The 17,240-nt window shown below is 68.3% G+C and carries 15 protein-coding genes; 6 read left to right on the forward strand and 9 right to left on the reverse strand.

The genetic code is table 11. From position 1 onward, the window contains the following. Positions 1-50 precede the first annotated feature (50 nt). Both ACZ7SW_RS04495 and ACZ7SW_RS04500 read left to right on the forward strand, forming a co-directional pair. Positions 51-1,013 carry an alpha/beta hydrolase gene (locus tag ACZ7SW_RS04495; protein WP_470228986.1) on the forward strand — a complete coding sequence of 321 codons (963 nt, stop codon included), beginning with the start codon at positions 51-53 and terminating at the stop codon, positions 1,011-1,013. 155 nt (positions 1,014-1,168) lie between these two features. Next, positions 1,169-2,386: an alpha/beta hydrolase gene (locus tag ACZ7SW_RS04500; protein WP_470228987.1), complete on the forward strand. Its 1,218-nt coding sequence runs from the start codon at positions 1,169-1,171 to the stop codon at positions 2,384-2,386. 3 nt (positions 2,387-2,389) lie between these two features. On the opposite strand, the gene ACZ7SW_RS04505 is transcribed toward ACZ7SW_RS04500, so the two are convergent. Then, entirely contained in the window at positions 2,390-3,295 is a 906-nt protein-coding gene (locus tag ACZ7SW_RS04505) for a serine hydrolase (protein ID WP_470228988.1), read from the reverse strand. A gap of 154 nt (positions 3,296-3,449) precedes the next feature. Beyond that, on the reverse strand, positions 3,450-4,028 hold the full coding sequence (locus tag ACZ7SW_RS04510; RefSeq protein ID WP_470228989.1) for a TetR/AcrR family transcriptional regulator: 579 nt from the start codon (positions 4,026-4,028) through the stop codon (positions 3,450-3,452). Positions 4,029-4,119: 91 nt separating this feature from the next. Here ACZ7SW_RS04510 and ACZ7SW_RS04515 point away from each other — a divergent pair, with 91 nt between their 5' ends. Continuing rightward, positions 4,120-4,566 carry an anthrone oxygenase family protein gene (locus tag ACZ7SW_RS04515; RefSeq protein ID WP_470228990.1) on the forward strand — a complete coding sequence of 149 codons (447 nt, stop codon included), beginning with the start codon at positions 4,120-4,122 and terminating at the stop codon, positions 4,564-4,566. Positions 4,567-4,753: 187 nt separating this feature from the next. Beyond that, the gene (locus ACZ7SW_RS04520; RefSeq protein WP_470228991.1) at positions 4,754-5,284 is read left to right on the forward strand and encodes a DUF4383 domain-containing protein; all 531 of its coding nucleotides are present in this window, start codon (positions 4,754-4,756) and stop codon (positions 5,282-5,284) included. 171 nt (positions 5,285-5,455) lie between these two features. Here the strand turns inward: ACZ7SW_RS04520 and pcaB are convergent, their stop codons facing one another. Beyond that, positions 5,456-6,811: a 3-carboxy-cis,cis-muconate cycloisomerase gene (pcaB, locus tag ACZ7SW_RS04525; protein WP_470228992.1), complete on the reverse strand. Its 1,356-nt coding sequence runs from the start codon at positions 6,809-6,811 to the stop codon at positions 5,456-5,458. A gap of 416 nt (positions 6,812-7,227) precedes the next feature. Beyond that, positions 7,228-7,767 (reverse strand): DinB family protein, encoded by a 540-nt coding sequence (locus ACZ7SW_RS04530; protein WP_470228993.1) that lies wholly within the window; start codon positions 7,765-7,767, stop codon positions 7,228-7,230. A gap of 331 nt (positions 7,768-8,098) precedes the next feature. Here ACZ7SW_RS04530 and ACZ7SW_RS04535 point away from each other — a divergent pair, with 331 nt between their 5' ends. Then, positions 8,099-9,196 carry a tryptophan dimethylallyltransferase family protein gene (locus ACZ7SW_RS04535; RefSeq protein WP_470228994.1) on the forward strand — a complete coding sequence of 366 codons (1,098 nt, stop codon included), beginning with the start codon at positions 8,099-8,101 and terminating at the stop codon, positions 9,194-9,196. A gap of 45 nt (positions 9,197-9,241) precedes the next feature. Continuing rightward, a complete protein-coding gene (locus ACZ7SW_RS04540) occupies positions 9,242-10,615 on the forward strand; it encodes a tryptophanase (protein ID WP_470228995.1) in 1,374 nt (457 codons plus the stop codon). Between the two features lie 68 nt (positions 10,616-10,683). On the opposite strand, the gene ACZ7SW_RS04545 is transcribed toward ACZ7SW_RS04540, so the two are convergent. The 5 genes from ACZ7SW_RS04545 to ACZ7SW_RS04565 all read right to left on the reverse strand — a co-directional run bounded on the left by ACZ7SW_RS04545 (position 10,684) and on the right by ACZ7SW_RS04565 (position 17,215). Beyond that, positions 10,684-11,271 (reverse strand): GTP-binding protein, encoded by a 588-nt coding sequence (locus ACZ7SW_RS04545; protein WP_067583957.1) that lies wholly within the window; start codon positions 11,269-11,271, stop codon positions 10,684-10,686. Further along, entirely contained in the window at positions 11,252-11,617 is a 366-nt protein-coding gene (locus ACZ7SW_RS04550; protein ID WP_009071595.1) for a DUF742 domain-containing protein, read from the reverse strand. Before ACZ7SW_RS04550 ends, ACZ7SW_RS04545 begins: the two co-directional genes overlap by 20 nt. After that, positions 11,614-12,039, reverse strand: a complete 426-nt coding sequence (locus ACZ7SW_RS04555) for a roadblock/LC7 domain-containing protein (RefSeq protein ID WP_009071597.1) — start codon at positions 12,037-12,039, stop codon at positions 11,614-11,616. The genes ACZ7SW_RS04550 and ACZ7SW_RS04555 overlap by 4 nt, the downstream gene beginning before the upstream one ends. A 42-nt stretch (positions 12,040-12,081) precedes the next feature. Next, positions 12,082-14,442, reverse strand: a complete 2,361-nt coding sequence (locus ACZ7SW_RS04560; protein ID WP_470228996.1) for a sensor histidine kinase — start codon at positions 14,440-14,442, stop codon at positions 12,082-12,084. Positions 14,443-14,830: 388 nt separating this feature from the next. Further along, a complete protein-coding gene (locus ACZ7SW_RS04565; RefSeq protein ID WP_470228997.1) occupies positions 14,831-17,215 on the reverse strand; it encodes a class III lanthionine synthetase LanKC N-terminal domain-containing protein in 2,385 nt (794 codons plus the stop codon). Between the last annotated feature and the right edge of the window lie 25 nt (positions 17,216-17,240).

Here is a 17,240-nt window from a genome sequence, read left to right on the forward strand (position 1 = left end):
GTGGAGCTATGTTCTGTGCAGTCCGCACGACGCAGCTATCGGAGGAAGCCATGACCGCGAACCCGCAGAACCTCGCCCTCGAACCGGCCGCCCAGGCCTTCGCCGAGGCCACCGACCAGCCGCCGTACCTCTTCCAGCTCCCGCCCGCCGAAGGCCGCAAGGCCGTCGACGGTGTGCAGGACGGCGACGTCGAACTCGCGCCCGCCGACATCGAGAAGCTGACCGTCCCAGGTGGACCGAACGGCGACGTCGAGATCCGGATCGTCAAGCCGCAGGGCGTCACCGGGCCGCTGCCGGTGCTTGTCTACCTTCACGGTGCCGGCTGGGTCTTCGGCGACTTCCACACCCACGAGCGGCTCGTTCGCGAACTCGCCGCCGGAACCGGCGCGGCAGTTGTTTTCCCGGAATACAGCCGTTCGCCGGAGGTTCGGTACCCCGTCGCGATCGAAGAGAACTACGCCGCCGTGAAGTGGGTTGTCCGCAGCGGCGCGGAGAAGGGGCTCGACACCACGCGAATCGCGATCGCGGGCGACTCGGTCGGCGGAAACATGACCGCGGCGCTGACGCTGATGGCGAAGGAGCGCGGGGATGTGAAGTTCCTGCAGCAGGTCCTGTTCTACCCGGTCACCGACGCTTCCTTCGACACCGAGTCCTACACGAAGTTCGCCGACGGCTACTTCCTCAGCCGCGAAGGCATGAAGTGGTTCTGGGACCAGTACACGACCGATGAGGCGCAGCGCGCCGAGATCACCGCTTCGCCGCTTCGCGCCACTGTGGAGCAGCTCGCCGGACTGCCGCCGGCGCTCGTGATCACCGGTGAGGCGGACGTGCTTCGCGACGAAGGCGAGGCGTACGCCGCGAAGCTGCGTCAGGCGGGTGTGCCGGTGACGGCGGTGCGGTACCAGGGCGTGATCCACGACTTCGTGATGGTGAACGCGCTTCGTGAAACGCACGCGGCGGAAGCGGCGATCACGCAGGCGATCACGGTGTTGCGTGGCGCATTCGGCAACTAATCAGGGACTAACGGGCAATCCTGAGGTTCTGCTGAGTTTGACGGGGCCATTCTGGCGTGATCGACGTCACGTGATCACAACGAGAATGGCCCCTCAAACGTATCTAGAGCAGCGGGTCCCGCCTTCCGGGCGCGCGATCGGTCCTGGAGGTTCCCGTGCACCTGAGCCAAATCAGGTTGGATTCACCCGTCACGCTCACGGTGATCGGCGTGCTCGCCTTCGTCGCGGTCGTCTCGGTCCCGTGGTTTTGGGACAAATGGCGCAAGCGCAAGCAAATCGGCCGCAGTGCCACCGTGCTAGTCGCGCTGTGTCTCGTAATCGTCACCCTTGGCCTGACCGGCAATATGATCGGCGGATTCTTCCCGACGCTCGGCTCGCTGCTCGGAACCGGCGCGTTCGCCGCCGAGGGCATCGACATCGAGGGCGGGGACAACGGCGTCGACCTCGGCCGCGCGCGCGACCTCGGGGTGGCGCACGCGCGGGTCGGCAAGGGGACCATCGCGCACGTGACGGTGACCGGACGGCGCACCGGCCTCACCCGCGACGTCACGGTTTACCTTCCGCCGCAATACTTCCAGCACCCGTACAAGTCGATGCGCTTCCCGGCGATCACGTGGATCCCGAACTACCCGTCCGGCCCGGAGGTCACCACCGCCCCGATCGGGTACCACTTGCCCGAGCAGCTTGACGCGGCGATCGCGAAGCATCTGCTGCCGCCGGTGATCGTGTTGATCCCGGACCCGACCGGAACGCCGAAAATCGGCCACGACACCGAATGTGTTGACGAGGTCAACGGAAGCCCCAACGACACCTATCTGTCGGCGGACGTCCGCGAATGGGCGATCCAGCGCCTCGGCGTCAACCCGGACCGGCGGGCGTGGACTATCGCGGGCTGGTCGTCCGGCGGTTATTGCGCGCTGAACCTCGTGACGCGGCATCCGCAGTGGTACGCGCAGGCGGCGAGCGTGAGCGGATACGAAAAGGCGCAAGTGGACGGTGAGACCGAAAATCTTTTCCGCGGCCGCAAGGACATCGAGGACGCGAACAACGTCAAGATCAACGTCCGGCTGCACCCGGCCCCGCTGGAGCTCCTCGCCATCTCCGGGGAGAAGGAGCAGAACGAAAGCCGCGCGGTCGACCAGATGCGCGCCGCCGCGCAGGCGCCGGTGCAGTTCACGACGTGGCGGATCCCGGACGCGGGGCACAACATGAACACGTTCAAAGCGCAGCTGCCGGACGTCCTGACGTGGATCGGGCAGCGGATCCCGGGACCGTCGGCGCCGGGGCCGCGGGCCGACGTCACTGGCGGCGTGAAGCCGTGGCCGTTGCCGAGCACGGGCGCGCGGGGCGGGCTGACCGCGGTGGAGCAGTGACGCTCAGCGGATCCCGGGAAGGTGCTTGACCACTTCGGTGACCTGGGCTTCGGCGGTGTCGTAGCCGACCGAGCGGGGATTCTCGGTGAGGACCGTGACGATGTACCGGTTGTCCTTGACCAATCCTGAGGTGTGCAGGATGCGCCCGGGGTTGCAACAGGACCAGCCTTGTTTGACGGCCCAGGAACCATCGCCGAGCGCGTCCGGGATGCCGAAGTACTGCCGGAATCCGTCGGCTCCGTTTTCGGTGGCGTCGCGCAGTGCCCGCAGAATCGTCTCGCGCTGCTGGGCCGGTGCCTGGTCCAGCAAGTAGCGGTACACGCGCGTGAGGTCGGCGGCGGTGATTTCCGTGTCGCCCCAGCGTCCCGGGTTTTCGGGCGGCGTGGTTTCGGCGAGGCCCATCTCGGCCACCGCGTCCCGGACAATGCGCGTCTCGCCGCCCGCGACCCACAGCCGGTTGGCGGTGTCGTCGTCGCTGCGGGACAGCATTTCCCGCACGGTGGCCGGGCTGGTGCCGCGATCGAGCGCGTCGAAGGCGATCATGAGCTTCACGAGGGACGCGGACGTGTAGTGCCGGTGCGGGTCGAGGGAAACCGGGGTCGTGCCGGTGGTGCGGTCGTAGACGACCACGCTGACGTGCCCTTGCGGGACGAGCGCGGGAAGTTCGGTCTTGAGGTCGGGGCCTTGCTGCGGCGCGGCACTGCCGGTGCTCGGCTTCGGGCGGGGACTGGGGTCGGGGTCGCCCGAGCCGGCGGCGCTCGAGTCGGTCGCCGGGGAGATGACGCCGGACCCATCCGCCGGCCCGGCGGCGGTGACCACCTGCCGGTACGGCTGGGCCTCGGTGACCAGAAACGCGATGACCGCACCGAGAAGCAAGCCGGCCAAGAGGAACGTATTCGCCCTGCGCATGCCCCGACTTCCCCGATCGCCTGATCAGGGTTCGCCGAATGGGGCCGTTTTGTGGGATGGGTCTCGGTACCGGCCAGTACGCGTGACGGTCGGGCGGGCTGCGGGCAAGCAGGGGTGGTCCGTCCTGCTTCCGGCCGGTGGATCAGGCAGTGGATCAGACCACGGCGAGCCGTTCCACGAGCAGTTCGACCCGCTGCTCGGCGAACTCCCGCGGCTGCCGTCCCGCGCGCGTCAGGGTCGCGATCCCGTGCAGGGACGCCCAGAACAGCTCGGTGAACAGAGCCGGGTGGACGCCTTCGCCGGCGACCTCGCCGAGGGTTTCGAGCAGCGCGGCGAAGGCGTCCTTCAACGGTTCCGGGGTGTCGTCCTGGGCGAACGCGAGGCCGCCGTCCAGTTGGAAAATAGCGTCGTAGACCGCCGGGTGCTGCTCGGCGAAATCGAGGTACGCGAGCGCGAGGGCGGTGACCCGGGCGCGGGGGCCGTCTCCGGTACTCGCCGCGGCCCGCACCACCCCGGCCAGCTCGGCGGCTCCGTCGAGGGCGACGGCGCCGATGATCTCGCGCTTGCCGCGGAAATGGCTGTAGAGGACGGGCTGGCTGTACTCGATGCGCTCGGCGAGCCTGCGGGTGGTGACGGCGTCCCAGCCCTGCTGCTCGGCGAGCTCTCGGGCCGTCGCCACGATGAGGCGCTCGCGTTCCGCCTGTTCGCGCTGCTTGCGTTCGTGTACCGACATGCCTGGCAGTCTAGCACTGCTAGGCAACCGAGCGGCAGTAGTACTAGCATCGACTCATCGGCTAGCACCGCTAGATCTTAGGAAGGTCATCATGCTCAGCGCACTCGTGGTCTGCACCGTCGTGGTCGTCGGCGTGATGGTGGGGGTGGAGTTCTCCGTCGCCTTCGTCATCAACCCGATCCTCAGCGGGCTTCCCGACGACAGCAATCAGCTCGGCCGCGCCCACGGGGGCCGGATGCTCGGCGCGATCATGCCGTTCTGGTACATCGGGTCGCTCGTGCTGAGCGCGATCTGGGCGGTCGCCGCGTGGGATCGCCCTGGCACCGGGCTGGTCGTGATCGGGGCCGGGCTGCTGGTCGTGAGTGTGGTGATGTCGATTCTGCTGCTCGTCCCGATCAACAACCAGGGCAAGACGTGGACTCCGGAGAACCGGCCCGCGGACTGGAAGGAGCAGATGAATCGCTGGGACCGCTACCACTACGTGCGGGTCGCGGTGCTCATCGCCGCCTTCGCTTTGCTGGTCGCCGCGCTCGTCTGAGTGCCGGTTCTCCCGGGTGCCTCACTCGGTCACCCGTTGGCTCAGCAGTCCCATCAACCCCGGCAGCCCGGCTTTATTGCCCGGTGGGCGGGTTCGGGCGGCCGAATTCGGGTTTCGGGCCGGTTGGGGCGGGGGATCCCTTCAGAGTTGACCCACCGTCACCTTCGGTATGGGAAGGACTGGAGTCATGGTTCGTGCGCATCGAGCCCGCGTCCGGGTGGAAGGGGTGCAGCCCGCTCAGGTGCTGGCCATTCTGCTCGGAGTCCTGTTTCTCGCCTACGGCATCATCGGGCTCGTGAAGTCCGGGTTCGGGGATTTCACCGGACACGGTGTCACTTTGTGGCGGTTCTCCGCCAATCCGCTGAACAACGTCGTCCACGTGGTGACCGGCGTGATCGGCCTGCTGCTGGCGCTGGGTTCCGGCCGCGCGCGGACGTTCGGCTGGCTGCTCTTCATCGGCTACGGCGCGCTGTTCGTGTGGGGCCTGATGCTCGCCGGGACGATTGCCGTCAACCCGGTGTCCGGCCTCGGCAACCCGCTCAACCTCGCCGACGCCGACAACTGGCTGCACCTCGGCATCGCGGTACTGGGTCTGCTGACCGCGGTTCTCCCGGCGCGCCACGGGGTGCTGCTTCCCGAGGACGAGGAACCCGTCGAGGTCGACACGGCCGCGCCGCCGCGCCGACCCGAGGCCGGCGGACATGGCTTGGCCCACTAGCCGGTCCACAGTGGAGTAAGCGCGCAGCGGGATCGCTTGCCGGGGTGTGGTTTCCTCCGGCGGCGGTCCCGCTTGTGCTTATTCCGCGGGGTTTTCAGCGCCTGGCCCCCAGTCGTCCCGCTTGCGCTTGCTCGGCGGGGTTGTCCAGCGCCCGGCCCGCCAGCTTGTGCTTCACCCGGCGGGGTTCTCCAACGCCCGGTCCACCATTCGGCCCGCTGCGCCGACGTACTGCGCCGGGTCTCCGAGATCGGCTAGCGTCGCGGCATCGACGGCGGCCGTAATCTCCGGTGTGTCCGCCAGGATCTCTGCCAGCGGACGGTTTTCCTCGATCGCGCGCCGGGAAGCGGTGCCCAGCAAGTCTTTCGCGCGCGCCTTGCCCAGGATCGGCGCGAGAGCCGCCGACAGCCGTTCCGAAACGATCAACCCGTTGGTCAGCGCGAGATTATGCTGCATTCGGTCCGCGTGAATGTTCAATCCCCGCACCAGATCCACGGCCGTATGGGTGGCTCCGCCGGTCAACCGCAGACATTCGCGCAACAGTTGCCATTCGGCCTGCCAGACGCCAGCCGAGCGTTCGTCCTCCGCCAACCCGGATTGCGTGACTCCCGCCGCCAGCACCGGCACCTGTAACGCGGCCGACCGGATCAACGCCGACCGCACGGGGTTCTGCTTGTGCGGCATCGCCGAAGACCCGCCGCCGGTCGCCTCGGTCACTTCGCCGATTTCGGTACGGGCCAGCACCTGAACATCGACGGCGATTTTGCCCAACGCGGTCGTCACGCCAGCCAATGCCGAAGCCAGTTCGGCCACCGGTGCGCGGTCCGCGTGCCACGGCAGAATCGGTGCGGTCAAACCGGTTTCCTCGGCGAAGGCAGCGACTAACCGTTCCGCGTAGTCGTCGGTGCCGTCGCCGTACTGGACGTACGCCGCCAACGTTCCGGCCGCGCCGCCGAGCGACACCGGCAGCCGCAGTTCAGCGATCCGGCGGGCGGACTCCTGGACTCCCTGCCGCCAGACCGCCGCCTTCAGCCCGAAAGTCGTCGGGACAGCGTGGGCGGTGAGGGTGCGTCCGGGCATGACTGTGTCGCGGTGGGCGCGCGCCAACACGGCGAGGGCGTCCGCGATCGCCGTGAGGTCCGCGCTGATCAACCGCAGAGCGTCGCGCGCGACGAGCATCATCGCCGTGTCGACGATGTCCTGGCTGGTCGAGCCGCGGTGCACGTAGTCGGCGACATCCGGTGCCGCAGCGGACAGCGTGCGCACCAGGCTGACCACCGGGTTTCCGGTCGCCCGGGCGTCGCGGGCCAACTGGACGACGTCGAGTTCGCCCTCGCCCAACAACCGCGCGGCAGTGCTGATCCGCTCGGCCGCCTCGGACGGCACCGTGCCAAGCCGCGCCTGCGCCCGCGCGAGTGCCGCCTCCGCTGCCAACATGGCGGCGGCGAACGCCCGGTCACCAGTCACCGCTTCGGCCGGGGTCCCGGCGCGCACCGGTGAGAGCAGGCCGGAGTCAGGATCGGCGATCATGCCGCCCAGCATCGCACGCCGGATGGCTTGGGGCAGTCGCTGACCGTTGGCGGCGTGAGTGGCGTCGACCTGACTGGACACGAGCTTCGCTGACCAGTTCTGATGGCGCTGTCGTTGGTGACAAGGCGCGCAGGAACGGTCGTTGGCTACGCGCGCAGGGGAACGGTCGTTGGTGACAAGGCGCGCAGGAACGGTCGTTGGCTACGGGCGTACGGGAACGGTCGTTGGCGACGGGTGCGCAGGAACGGTCGTAGGCGACTGGCGCGCGGAGACCGCTGGATGTCGACGGCGCGCCTCAGCCGAAGCCGTCAGCGAAAGCACGCTCGGCGACGGTCGCCGAAGCACCTACGAACAAACCGTGGCCATGCCGCATCACCTCCCATGAGGACTCGATCCCAACCCGACACCCGCACACCTCACCGCCCCGTAGCACCGTCCGTCACCTCCCTCAGCAGGTCCGCGTGTCCGTTGTGGCGGGCGTACTCCGCGATCATCGACAGCAGCATCCACCGCAGCGAGAACGGCTCTCCCGTGGTCTTCCCGATCCCCTGTGCGTCCAGAGAGGACGCGGCCGCCACGATCTCCCGGCTCCGGTCGCACTCCGTGCGCCACAAAGCCAGTGCCTCGCCGAAATCCCCGTCCAGCCGGTCGAAGTCCTGGTCCGGGTCGTCGTCCGAGTAGTGCAGCAGCGGGACGTCCTCGCCGGCGAACTGGATGCGGAACCACCATCGTTCGACGCCCGCCAGGTGCCGGACCAGGCCGTGCAGCGACATTGTGGACGGCGGCACCGCGCGCGCCGACGCTGCTTCCTGGCTCAGGCCGGAGCACTTCAGTTCGAGGGTTTCCCGATGCCACTCCAGGTAGGCGAGCAGGGTCTCGCGTTCGTCGGCGACGCGGGGGATCGGCGGGCGGTCGCTCTCGGCGACTTTGGACAGATGCTTTGGACTCTGGGTCATGAGACGAGCGTCTCACCCGCCACCGACAATTTTCGGCACGGAGCGCTCGCATCGAGTGCACGGGACACCGTCCGCGTACCGCAGTGGGCTAGGCCACATGGCGGGCCCGAGTAGCTGCAGAATCCGGTTCTGTCGATGCGGAATTCAGGTGAATTCCGGTGTTGATCAGCACACTCAGGCACGGTTTTCGCACGGTGTTGTCGCTCCGTCAGAGGTATCGTGATCGGCATTCCGGGGATTAATCTTCTCGGCGGTCCGTGAACGCCCGCTCCGCCGAACAGCGGATGCTTCGCGGGGCCGAACGCACGAATGAAACGGTGAATACAGCGCCATGGTCGGAGCGAGTGTGCCGATGGTCGAGTCGTCGATGTACACCCATGCCGGTGGTCAACTCGACCGGCTGTGCCAGGCAGTGGGATTCGATCCCGAAGAACGCCGTCACCTGGACCTTCTCCGGTTGTTGCTCGGCGAGTCCGGTGAATTGACCGTCGACGCTCCGGCGCAGTTCCCGTGCAATGTGGCGGACGACACCACGCCCGTTGAATTCTCGGTCGCATTCGACGCCAATGGCGAATGTGTGGTAAGGGTTCTCGGCGAGCCTGTGGGGGCTCCGGACCCGCGCGAGTTCCTCGCTCAGGTGGCGGGCGAGTACGGCCTGGTCACCGACCGGCTCGACGCGGTGGCCGACCTCTTCCTCCCGCACGAGGAGCGGCGCGGGCCGTTCACGCTGTGGTACTCGCTGATCTTCCGCAACGGCTCCGCGCCGAAAATCAAGGTCTACCTGAACCCGCAGATCAGTGGCCCAACCATGGCGGACTCCCTGGTCAGCGAGGGGTTCCGGCGGCTGAATCTCGGCGAAGCGTTCGATCCGGTCGTCGAGCACGCGCTGCGCCGCGGCGAGAGCGACAACTTCACCTTCTTCGCGCTCGACCTCGACGACGACCCGCTGTCCCGGGTCAAGGTGTACGTCTCGCACGACGCCGCCGAGGCCGAGGACGCGGTGCGCGCGGCCGAGCTGGTGCCCGGCGCGGACCCGATGCTGATCCGGGAATTCCTCGCCGTGCTTGGCGGCGGAAAAGGTCCCTTCGAAGGTCGCCCGCTGGTTTCCAGTTATTCATTTGTCGAAGGGATGGGCGGGACTCCGGGAAACTACAGTCTTTACCTGCCTATTCGAAGCTACGTGCCGGACGACGAGATCGCCCGGGCCCGGGTGCACGCCATTCTCGCGCAGTACGACTTCGACCCGACACAACTGGACAAAGCGCTGGCAGCGGTTTCGGAGCGGCCACTGCGCGATGGCGTCGGACTGATCGCGCACGTGTCGTTGAGAATGGGTGAGTTCGGCTCCGGAATCACCGTCTACCTGTCCTCTGAGGCTTATGCGGTAGCACCTCCGAGAAAACGTCCGGTGCTCGGCCGGATCACCTGACGCGGTAGTTTTCGGCTGTCACCCACAACTGGAGGAAATACCCTGATGCGGACCTTCCCGCCGTACCGCGCCCAAGTAGTCGCCGAAATCCCGGTCACCACCCGTGCCGAACGGGAACAGGCGCTCGCCGCAGCGGGCTACAACGCCTTCAACCTGCCCGCGAACAAGGTCAGCATCGACCTGCTCACCGACTCCGGCACCGGTGCGGTCTCGACCGCGCAGGAGGCCGCCGCGGCCGCCGCGGACCGTTCGTACGCCGGGTCGGATTCGTTCTACCGCTTCCGTGACGCGCTGAGCGACCTCACCGGATACCCGCACCTCCTGCCGGTGCACCAAGGCCGCGCGGCCGAGCGGGTGCTGTTCTCCAGCGTGCTGGAGAGCGGTCGGATCTCGGTCAGCAACACGCATTTCGACACCACCCGCGCGAACGTCGAACTGCTCGGCGCGGAGGCGATCGACCTGCCCTGCGCGGAGTTCGGCGACCTCGACAGCCTCGAACCGTTCAAGGGCAACATCGACCTCGACGCCCTCGAACGCCTGCTCAGCGGCCCGGACGGCAACCGAGTCGGCCAGGTGCTGCTCACCATCACCAACAACGGCGGCGGCGGACAGCCGGTTTCGATGGCCAACCTGGCCGCGGCGGCGAAGCTCGCGCGGACGCACGGCGTGCCGGTTTTCCTTGACGCCGCACGGTTCGCGGAGAACGCGTGGCTGGTCATCCAGCGCGAGGCGGGCTACGCGGACAAGACGCCGCGCGAGGTCGCGCGAGAGGCGTTCAGCCTGGTCGACGGCTGTGTCGCGAGCCTGAAGAAGGACGGCATCTCGCCGATGGGCGCGTTCATCGGCCTGACCGACCCGGAACTGGCGCAGCGCTGCGAAACCAACCTGATCGCGACCGAGGGCTTCCGCACCTACGGCGGGCTCGCGGCGCACGACCTGGACCGCGTCGCCAAGGGTCTGCAGGAAGTCGTTGACCCGCACTACCTCGCCGCGCGTGCGGGCGAGGCGGCCCGGCTCGCGAAGCAGGCCAACGAGGCCGGTGTGGACATCGTGCAGCCGCCGGGTATTCACGCGCTCTACCTCAACGCCGGCCGCCTGCTGCCGCATCTGACCGCGTCGAGGTTCCCGGGCCACTCGCTGGCGTGCGAGCTGTACCTGGCGGGCGGGATCCGTTGTGTGGAGCTGGGTTCGCTCTACCTCGGCACGCTCGACGAGCAGAACGAGCTGGTCACCCCGGCCCCGTTCGAACTCGTGCGGATGGCGCTGCCGCGGCGCGTGTACACCCAGGGCCACTACGACTACGTGGCCGAAATCCTCGGCGAAATCGCGAAAAACCCGGAGCAGGTGCCGGGGTACCGGATCGTCGAAGCGCCGAAGATCCTGCGGCACTTCAATCTCCGGATGGCCCCGGTCCACTAAGGACCACGGAAAGCGAACGAGGGGGCTCCCCGCGCCGGGAACCCCCTCGCTGGTCTGCACGGCCCGCCTCAGGCGGGTTGCGGAACCACCGTCATCGCGTGCTTCACCAGCCGGATCAGCGCGATCTTGCTCGAATCCCGCTGCCGCGCGTCGCACATCACGATCGGCACGCCGTCGGGCACCACGAGCGCCTCGCGGATCTCGTCGGGGGTGTAGCGCGGCGCGTTGTCGAAGCAGTTCACCGCGACGACGAACGGGATCTTCCGCCGCTCGAAGAAATCGACCGCCGCGAAGCTGGTCTCCAGCCGGCGCGTGTCGACCAGCACGACGGTGCCGATCGCGCCGCGCGCCAGGTCGTCCCACATGAACCAGAACCGTTCCTGGCCAGGGGTGCCGAACAGGTAGAGCACGTGCCGCGGCGAGATGGTGATCCGGCCGAAGTCGAGCGCGACCGTGGTGGTCTTCTTCTGCTCCACGCCGGAAAGGTCGTCGACGCCGGTGCTCGCCTCGGTCAGCACCTCCTCGGTGGACAGCGGCGGGATTTCGCTGACCGAGGCGACCATGGTGGTCTTCCCGGCGCCGAACCCGCCCGCGACGATGATCTTGACCGGGGTCGGCACCGACGCCGCGGCGTCTTCAGAGCTTGATGAGGCCATCGAGAACCGCCTGGAGAGTTTCGTGGTCCGGCGCCTGGGCCGGCTGACGGGACGGGGCGCGGGTGATGACGAGGCCGCGGTCGATCAGGTCCCCGCACAGCACGCGCACGACGCCGAGCGGCAGCTTCACGTACACCGCGATCTCGGCCACCGACAAGGGTCTGCGGCACAGCTGCGTGATCGCCAGGTGCTCCGGGCCGAGCCCGACCGGGTCCGATCCCTGCTGCAGGGTCATCACCTGGGTGGAGAGGTCGAGCTGGTGTTCGGACGGGGTCCGTCCGCTGGTGATCGTGTAGGGCCGGACCAGCGGCCCGGCGGCCTCGTCGTACCAGCCGTCGTCGCTCATGTCGCCTCCCGCAACAGGTTCGCGGCCTCGCGCGGCGCCGAGGCCAGATAGTCGCCGACGCGTTTGACCAGCCGGTTCATCTCGTAGGCGATCATTTCGACGTCGATGTCCGCGCCGGCGAGCACGGCGAGGCACGCGCCCTGCCCGGCGGCCGAGACGAAGAGGTACCCGCGCTCCATCTCGATCATGTTCTGCAGCACCGGCCCGCGATTGAACTGCCTGCTCACCCCTTTGGCGAGGCTCTGCAGGCTGGACGCGATGGCCGAGAGCTGGTCCGAGTCGTCCTTGCTCATCCCGGACGACTTGCCGAGCAGCAGGCCGTCGGCGGACAGCACGATGGCGTTCTGCGCGCCGACGACGCGGTTGACGACGTCGTCGAGCAGCCAATTGAGATCAGGGGTGGAGTTCCCGTACTCGTTCATGCGGACAGACCCTGACTTTCGGTGTCGTGAGGTGTTCGGTCGTTATGAGTCATTTTGCCCGCCTCGCGCCCGGCGGGTGCCCTTGTGGAACGCCATCAGCGTCCGCGCGGTGGTCTCGCCCGCGTTGGTGACGTCAGCTTCGGCGGCGGCGTCCGGGTCGTCGTGCAGCTGGGCGACGAGGTTCTGCTGCGGCTGCCGGCGCGGGAGCCGGGGCCGGTCGTCGCCCTGCAGCCCGCTGAGGTCCGGTTCGGCGGACGCGCGCGGTGCGGCCGGGACGTCCGGGATCTGGCCCGCGGACGGGGGATACGGCTCCGGAGTACGCGGGCTCGGCGTCGGAAGCGGGCGCGCGGGGTACGGCCGCGGCGTCGGCTGCGGCGCCTCCGGGACCGGTCGCTGGGCGCTTTCCTGCGCGGGCGCACCGACCGGAGCGAGCACCGGGGGCTCGTCAGCTTCGGGCGCGTTCGCGTCGGCCAGGTGGTTCGACGGGATCAGCACGGTCGCCCGGGTGCCGCCATAGCGCGACGGGTCGAAGGTAACCGTGATGCCGAGGCGGGAAGCCAGCCGCGCGACCACGAACAGGCCGAGGCTGGAGTCCGCGCGCAGCGCCATCGCGTCGAATTCGGGAGCGTCGGCCATCATCGCGTTAGCCCACTCGCGCACGCCCTCCTTCATGCCCAGCCCCTGGTCGGACACGTCGACCACGACGCCGCGCGCGACCATCCGGCTGGTCACCTCGACCTGCGAACCGGGCGGGGAGAACGAAGTCGCGTTGTCGACCAGCTCGGCGACGAGGTGAATGGTGTCCGCGACCGCGGTGCCGACGATCGCGACGTCCGGCACCTGCTCGACCTGTACCCGGGAGTACTGCTCGGTTTCCGAGACGGCCGCGCGCAGCACCTCCATCAGCGAAACCGGTTTGCGCCAGCGCCGTCCGGGCTGCTTGCCGCCGAGGATGATCAGGTTCTCCGTGGTCCGCCGGGCGCGGGCGGCGAGGTGGTCCAGCTGGAACAGCGACGCCAGCTGAGTCGAGTTCTCTTCGCGGCTTTCCATTTCGTCCAAGATCTGCAGCTGCCGGTGCACCAGCACCTGGTTGCGGTGCGCGATGCCGAGGAACACGTTGTGCACACCGCTGCGCGCCTTCGCCTCGCTCGCCGCCGCGTTGACCGCGGTGAGCTGCGCGGTGTTGAACGCCTCGGCCACTTGGCCGATCTCGTCGCGACCGTGGTCCAGCTTCGGCAGCTCGGCCTCGATGTCCACCGGGTCGCCGCTCTTGAGCCTGCCGACGATGTTCGGCAGGCGGTTGCGCGCGAGGTCGAGCGAGTCGCTGCGCAGCCGCTCCAGACGCGTCATCAGGGTCCGGTCGACGAGCGAACGCGACACCCGCACCGCGACGATGATCGCGGCCAGCGAGGCGAGCAGGGCCACGATGCTGCCGATGATGGCGTTGCGCAGCTGCGCGTTCCCGGAGTCGATCGCGGCGGCGGAAACCTGGTCCGCCTGTTCGATGGTGAGCTGGTTCAGACCTTGGGCGACCTGCGCGGTCAGCGCGTGCCAATCGCCCGCCGAGACCGGCACGGTGCTCTGGTCGCTGCTGGTCCACGGACCGTGCTTGATCAGCGAGTCCTCGGCCGCGTTGAGCCGTTTCCACGCGTCGCTCGTCGAAAGCTGCTGGTAGTGCTGGCGCACCGCCGGTTCGAGGAACGGCGAGATCTGCGCCAGCTGCGTGCGGTAATAGCCGACCAGCTGGGAGAACTGGACGAAGTCGTCTGGCACGAAGTTGTTGCCGGAGAACGCCGCCGAGACCAGCGACGTCTCGCGCGACATCAGGTCGCCCGCCCGGAAAAGCGAGGTCGCCGAGATCGCGCCCTGCACCGCGGTCGCGTCGGGGACGATGCGCGCCTGCGTGTCGAACAGCGTCGCCGCGGAGTCGAGGACGCCGTTGTAGTAGGCGTTGACCTGTGCGCGGTTGATGCTGCGGAAGTTGACCTGCGAACGCAGCACCGGCAGCTGGTCGAGCTGCGCCTTCAGCGCGGTGACCTTGCTGGCGATCTCGTCCGGCGCGCTGGAAATGGTGGCGGCGAAGGCTTCCTGCAGGCCCTTCAGCTTGCCGTCGCTGTCCTGCTCCTGTTGCTGGAGCTGCTGCGGGCCGGAACTGGGGCTGTCGAGGTACTGCAGGGCGAGCTGGCGTTCTTGCTGCAGCGACGACAGCGCGGTGAGCGCGGGGATCGAAACGTCACGCACCGAGCCCGCGACGAGCCGCACGTACAAGCCGTTGATGAAGAAGGCCGTCGCCAGCACCGCCCACAGCACGAGCAGGGTGATGCTCGGGATCAGGACAGTCCGGGTCAGCCTCTTCCGGATCGACTTGTCGTACGCCTTGCCGGGATCGTCCTTGTTCTCCACGATGATTCACGAACTCCTGGGTCACCCTCGGCGAGAGTGCGGACACGGCCGGGGAAGCGGACACGCCAGTGGGTGCGAGTGGTCCTCGTCACGGAAATCTCGGATACACCCTTCGTAGGCCCACCGAACGGAACAGCCCCGGTTTCTATCACGAACGGGGGCCTCGTGGTTCCGCTGAACGAGCAGCCGAACGCCGTCTTGACGGCGGTTACCGACGGTAGCGCCGAGTTCCCCCGGCGTTTTCCGAGGCCCCGGCCTTGACTGCGGATTTCGGACCAACGGGCTGGGCTGAATGAGTGATTCAAAAAGTGTCCGGACACTCAGTCAGGGTTCCGCGTGGTGGAACTGCCGACTAAGTGACATGTCGACAACCTATGTCCATTGTGGACTAATGGGCGATCCGCGGGGTCGGCCCGAGGAACGGGAGCAGTTCGGTGCCGTCGTGGAGCGCGGAGAGGGTGCGCAGGACCCCGGCGCCGCCGGTGGCGACGTCGGCGGACAGTCGTAGCAGGCGAGTGCCCGGGAAGGCAAGGCCGCCGCGGAACGGGACCGCGTACCACGAAAGCCGGGTCAGGTGGCGGTCGATCGCGTCCTGGGTGCGCCGGTCCGGGGTGCTGCTGAACGCCAGCCCGGCGGCGAGCCCGCAGCGGCCGTTCAGCAGCCCGGGATGGAGCGCGAACTCCCCGCGGCACGCGACGCGCAGCGCGGGCAGGCTGCGCGCGGCCTTCGCGTCGAGGCGGTAGCGCGCCAGTTGTTCAGTGACGATCAGGATTCCGGCGCTGCCGATGCCCGCTCCTCGCCGCGAACCCCGGTTGCCGTCGCGGACCGGCAGCGATCCGTCCAGCGCGGGGACGCATTCCTCCAGATCGCGTTCGAGCGCCTGATCGGCGAACGACAGCCAGGCCGGTTCGCCAGTGCGTTCGTAGAGCCGCAGGAACAGCAACGCCGGGCCGGACCAGCCGTACAACAGCCCGGCCTGCGCCGTCGCGCCCGGCGGTTCGGCGGTGTCCAGCGCCTCGGCCAGCCGGATGCCGATGTTCAGCGCCTGTCTGCCGAACTCGTTGTCCCCGCGGGTCGCGGCGAAGTGCAGCCGGGTCAGGCCGATGCCGGCCAGCCCGCTCGCCAGGTCGTGGCCGACGGTCTGGTCCACCAGCGCACGCGAGGCGGCGAGCAGATTGCCCGCGGCCTTCCGGTAGCCGAATTCCTCCAGCACGTAAGCGATTCCGTGGCTGCCGTCGTAGAAACCCGCGCGGCTGGGCTGTTCTCCTTCGACCGCGTCGAGCAGCCACTGCTCGTGTTCGGGGAAGCGGCCGACGCCCGCGACGTGCAGCGAGTGCAGGACGCCCGCCGCGCCGGTGCCGAAGGTCGCGCCGCCGACGCGGAACTGCTCGATGTCGCCGGGGAACAGGCGATCCTGCCGGTCCGGGGTCGCGCACGCGAGCAGTGCTTCGGAAATCTGCTTGCGTACCAAGGTCCAGTCCGGACGGGGCTCGTCGAGTTCGGTGTGCGCGGGTTCGGTGTGCGGCGCGATGCTGTCGGCATATCCGGACGGCAGCGAGAATCGGCGTTGAGTGAGCTCAGCGGCCCAGCGGAGGCGTTCGGGCACCAGGTGATAGAGCGGGGCGAGCGGCAGGAAGAGGCGCAGTCCCAGCGCCGTTTCGTCGCGGTCGAAACCGATCAGCGACACCGTGCCGGTGCTGTCGACGAGGATGTTGTGCGGGTTTTCGAATACGACGCCGCGCTCGCCGGCTTCGGCGATGATGCGGTCGACTTGCGCCAGTACGGACAGCGCCTGTTTGCGGTAGGCGGCGAGGTCGCTTTCCGGGCAGTCGCGGCGGGTGAGCGGGTAGTGGCGGGCGAGCCAGGCGTCCAGCGCCATGCCGGGCCGGTACTCCCGCACGAGGTAGTGGCGTTGTCCGGCGAGGTACGCGTGGACCTTCGGGATGCCGGAGATTCCGGCGAGCCGCTGGAAGAGGTCGTACTTGTGCTCCAGTCGCGCGACCGCGTCGACGCCATTGCCGTCGAGCCCGGTGTAGGGCCAGGCCTCCTCGACGACCACCTGCTCGCCGCCGCGTTCGGCCAGGTAGACAGCGGTTCCGTGGGCTTGGCGGAGGACTTCGGCGACCGGATGCGGCGGCACCGGCGCGTCGGTGTACTCCGCGACGCAGTCGGGAATCCGGACCCAGCCGGGCACGGAGAAGCCCGGGCCCTGGTGCTCCGGTTCGAGCGCGCTGCTCGGTCGGCGCAGGGCGGGCACGCGGGCGCCGCCGTACTCGGTCCACAGTTTGGTGAATCCGCCGTAATGCACGTGAATCGGGCATTCTCCGCAGCGGAGCGCGCCGTCGATATCCGGTCCGGGCTCGCCGGTGAGGAGTTCGGAAAGATCGTCGAGGATCTGGTCCAGGGTGTTATTGTCCGGCGGATAAATAGTCGCGAGCGCGCCGGTTCCTCCGGTTGTCGGATATTCGGCATTCTGATCTAGGAAAATCGACCGGGAACGCAGGTGCCGGTGGTGCAGGCCGCGGGTCCGGCAGTACTCGCGGACGCGGTCCAGTACCCGGTCGGCGTTGCCGGGGGCGGCGGAAATCTCTACGGTCCAGCCTTGTTCCGGCAGCGCGGTGCCGGGCGGGCGGAGGTAGCGCCAGTGCTCGGTCTCCTCTATTGTCCACAGTGGACTATAGGGAGCGTCGGCGAGGTCGTCGGGGGATATTTCCCGTCGGCGGTCGAAGAACCACGGGTCGACGAGACAGAATGCCTCGTGCCGGACGTTCATAAAATGGGTCCCTCCGCGTGTGCGC

This window comes from Amycolatopsis sp. NPDC114484 (assembly GCF_055633755.1).

Excerpts from the sequence above, each read along its gene's own strand:
- ACZ7SW_RS04530 (WP_470228993.1), bottom strand. The coding sequence starts at position 7,767 with ATGACCCAGAGTCCAAAGCATCTGTCCAAAGTCGCCGAGAGCGACCGC.
- ACZ7SW_RS04520 (WP_470228991.1), top strand. The coding sequence starts at position 4,754 with ATGGTTCGTGCGCATCGAGCCCGCGTCCGGGTGGAAGGGGTGCAGCCC.
- ACZ7SW_RS04540 (WP_470228995.1), top strand. The coding sequence starts at position 9,242 with ATGCGGACCTTCCCGCCGTACCGCGCCCAAGTAGTCGCCGAAATCCCG.
- ACZ7SW_RS04505 (WP_470228988.1), bottom strand. The coding sequence starts at position 3,295 with ATGCGCAGGGCGAATACGTTCCTCTTGGCCGGCTTGCTTCTCGGTGCG.
- ACZ7SW_RS04550 (WP_009071595.1), bottom strand. The coding sequence starts at position 11,617 with ATGAGCGACGACGGCTGGTACGACGAGGCCGCCGGGCCGCTGGTCCGG.
- pcaB (WP_470228992.1), bottom strand. The coding sequence starts at position 6,811 with ATGATCGCCGATCCTGACTCCGGCCTGCTCTCACCGGTGCGCGCCGGG.
- ACZ7SW_RS04555 (WP_009071597.1), bottom strand. The coding sequence starts at position 12,039 with ATGAACGAGTACGGGAACTCCACCCCTGATCTCAATTGGCTGCTCGAC.
- ACZ7SW_RS04565 (WP_470228997.1), bottom strand. The coding sequence starts at position 17,215 with ATGAACGTCCGGCACGAGGCATTCTGTCTCGTCGACCCGTGGTTCTTC.
- ACZ7SW_RS04515 (WP_470228990.1), top strand. The coding sequence starts at position 4,120 with ATGCTCAGCGCACTCGTGGTCTGCACCGTCGTGGTCGTCGGCGTGATG.
- ACZ7SW_RS04510 (WP_470228989.1), bottom strand. The coding sequence starts at position 4,028 with ATGTCGGTACACGAACGCAAGCAGCGCGAACAGGCGGAACGCGAGCGC.
- ACZ7SW_RS04495 (WP_470228986.1), top strand. The coding sequence starts at position 51 with ATGACCGCGAACCCGCAGAACCTCGCCCTCGAACCGGCCGCCCAGGCC.
- ACZ7SW_RS04545 (WP_067583957.1), bottom strand. The coding sequence starts at position 11,271 with ATGGCCTCATCAAGCTCTGAAGACGCCGCGGCGTCGGTGCCGACCCCG.
- ACZ7SW_RS04535 (WP_470228994.1), top strand. The coding sequence starts at position 8,099 with ATGGTCGGAGCGAGTGTGCCGATGGTCGAGTCGTCGATGTACACCCAT.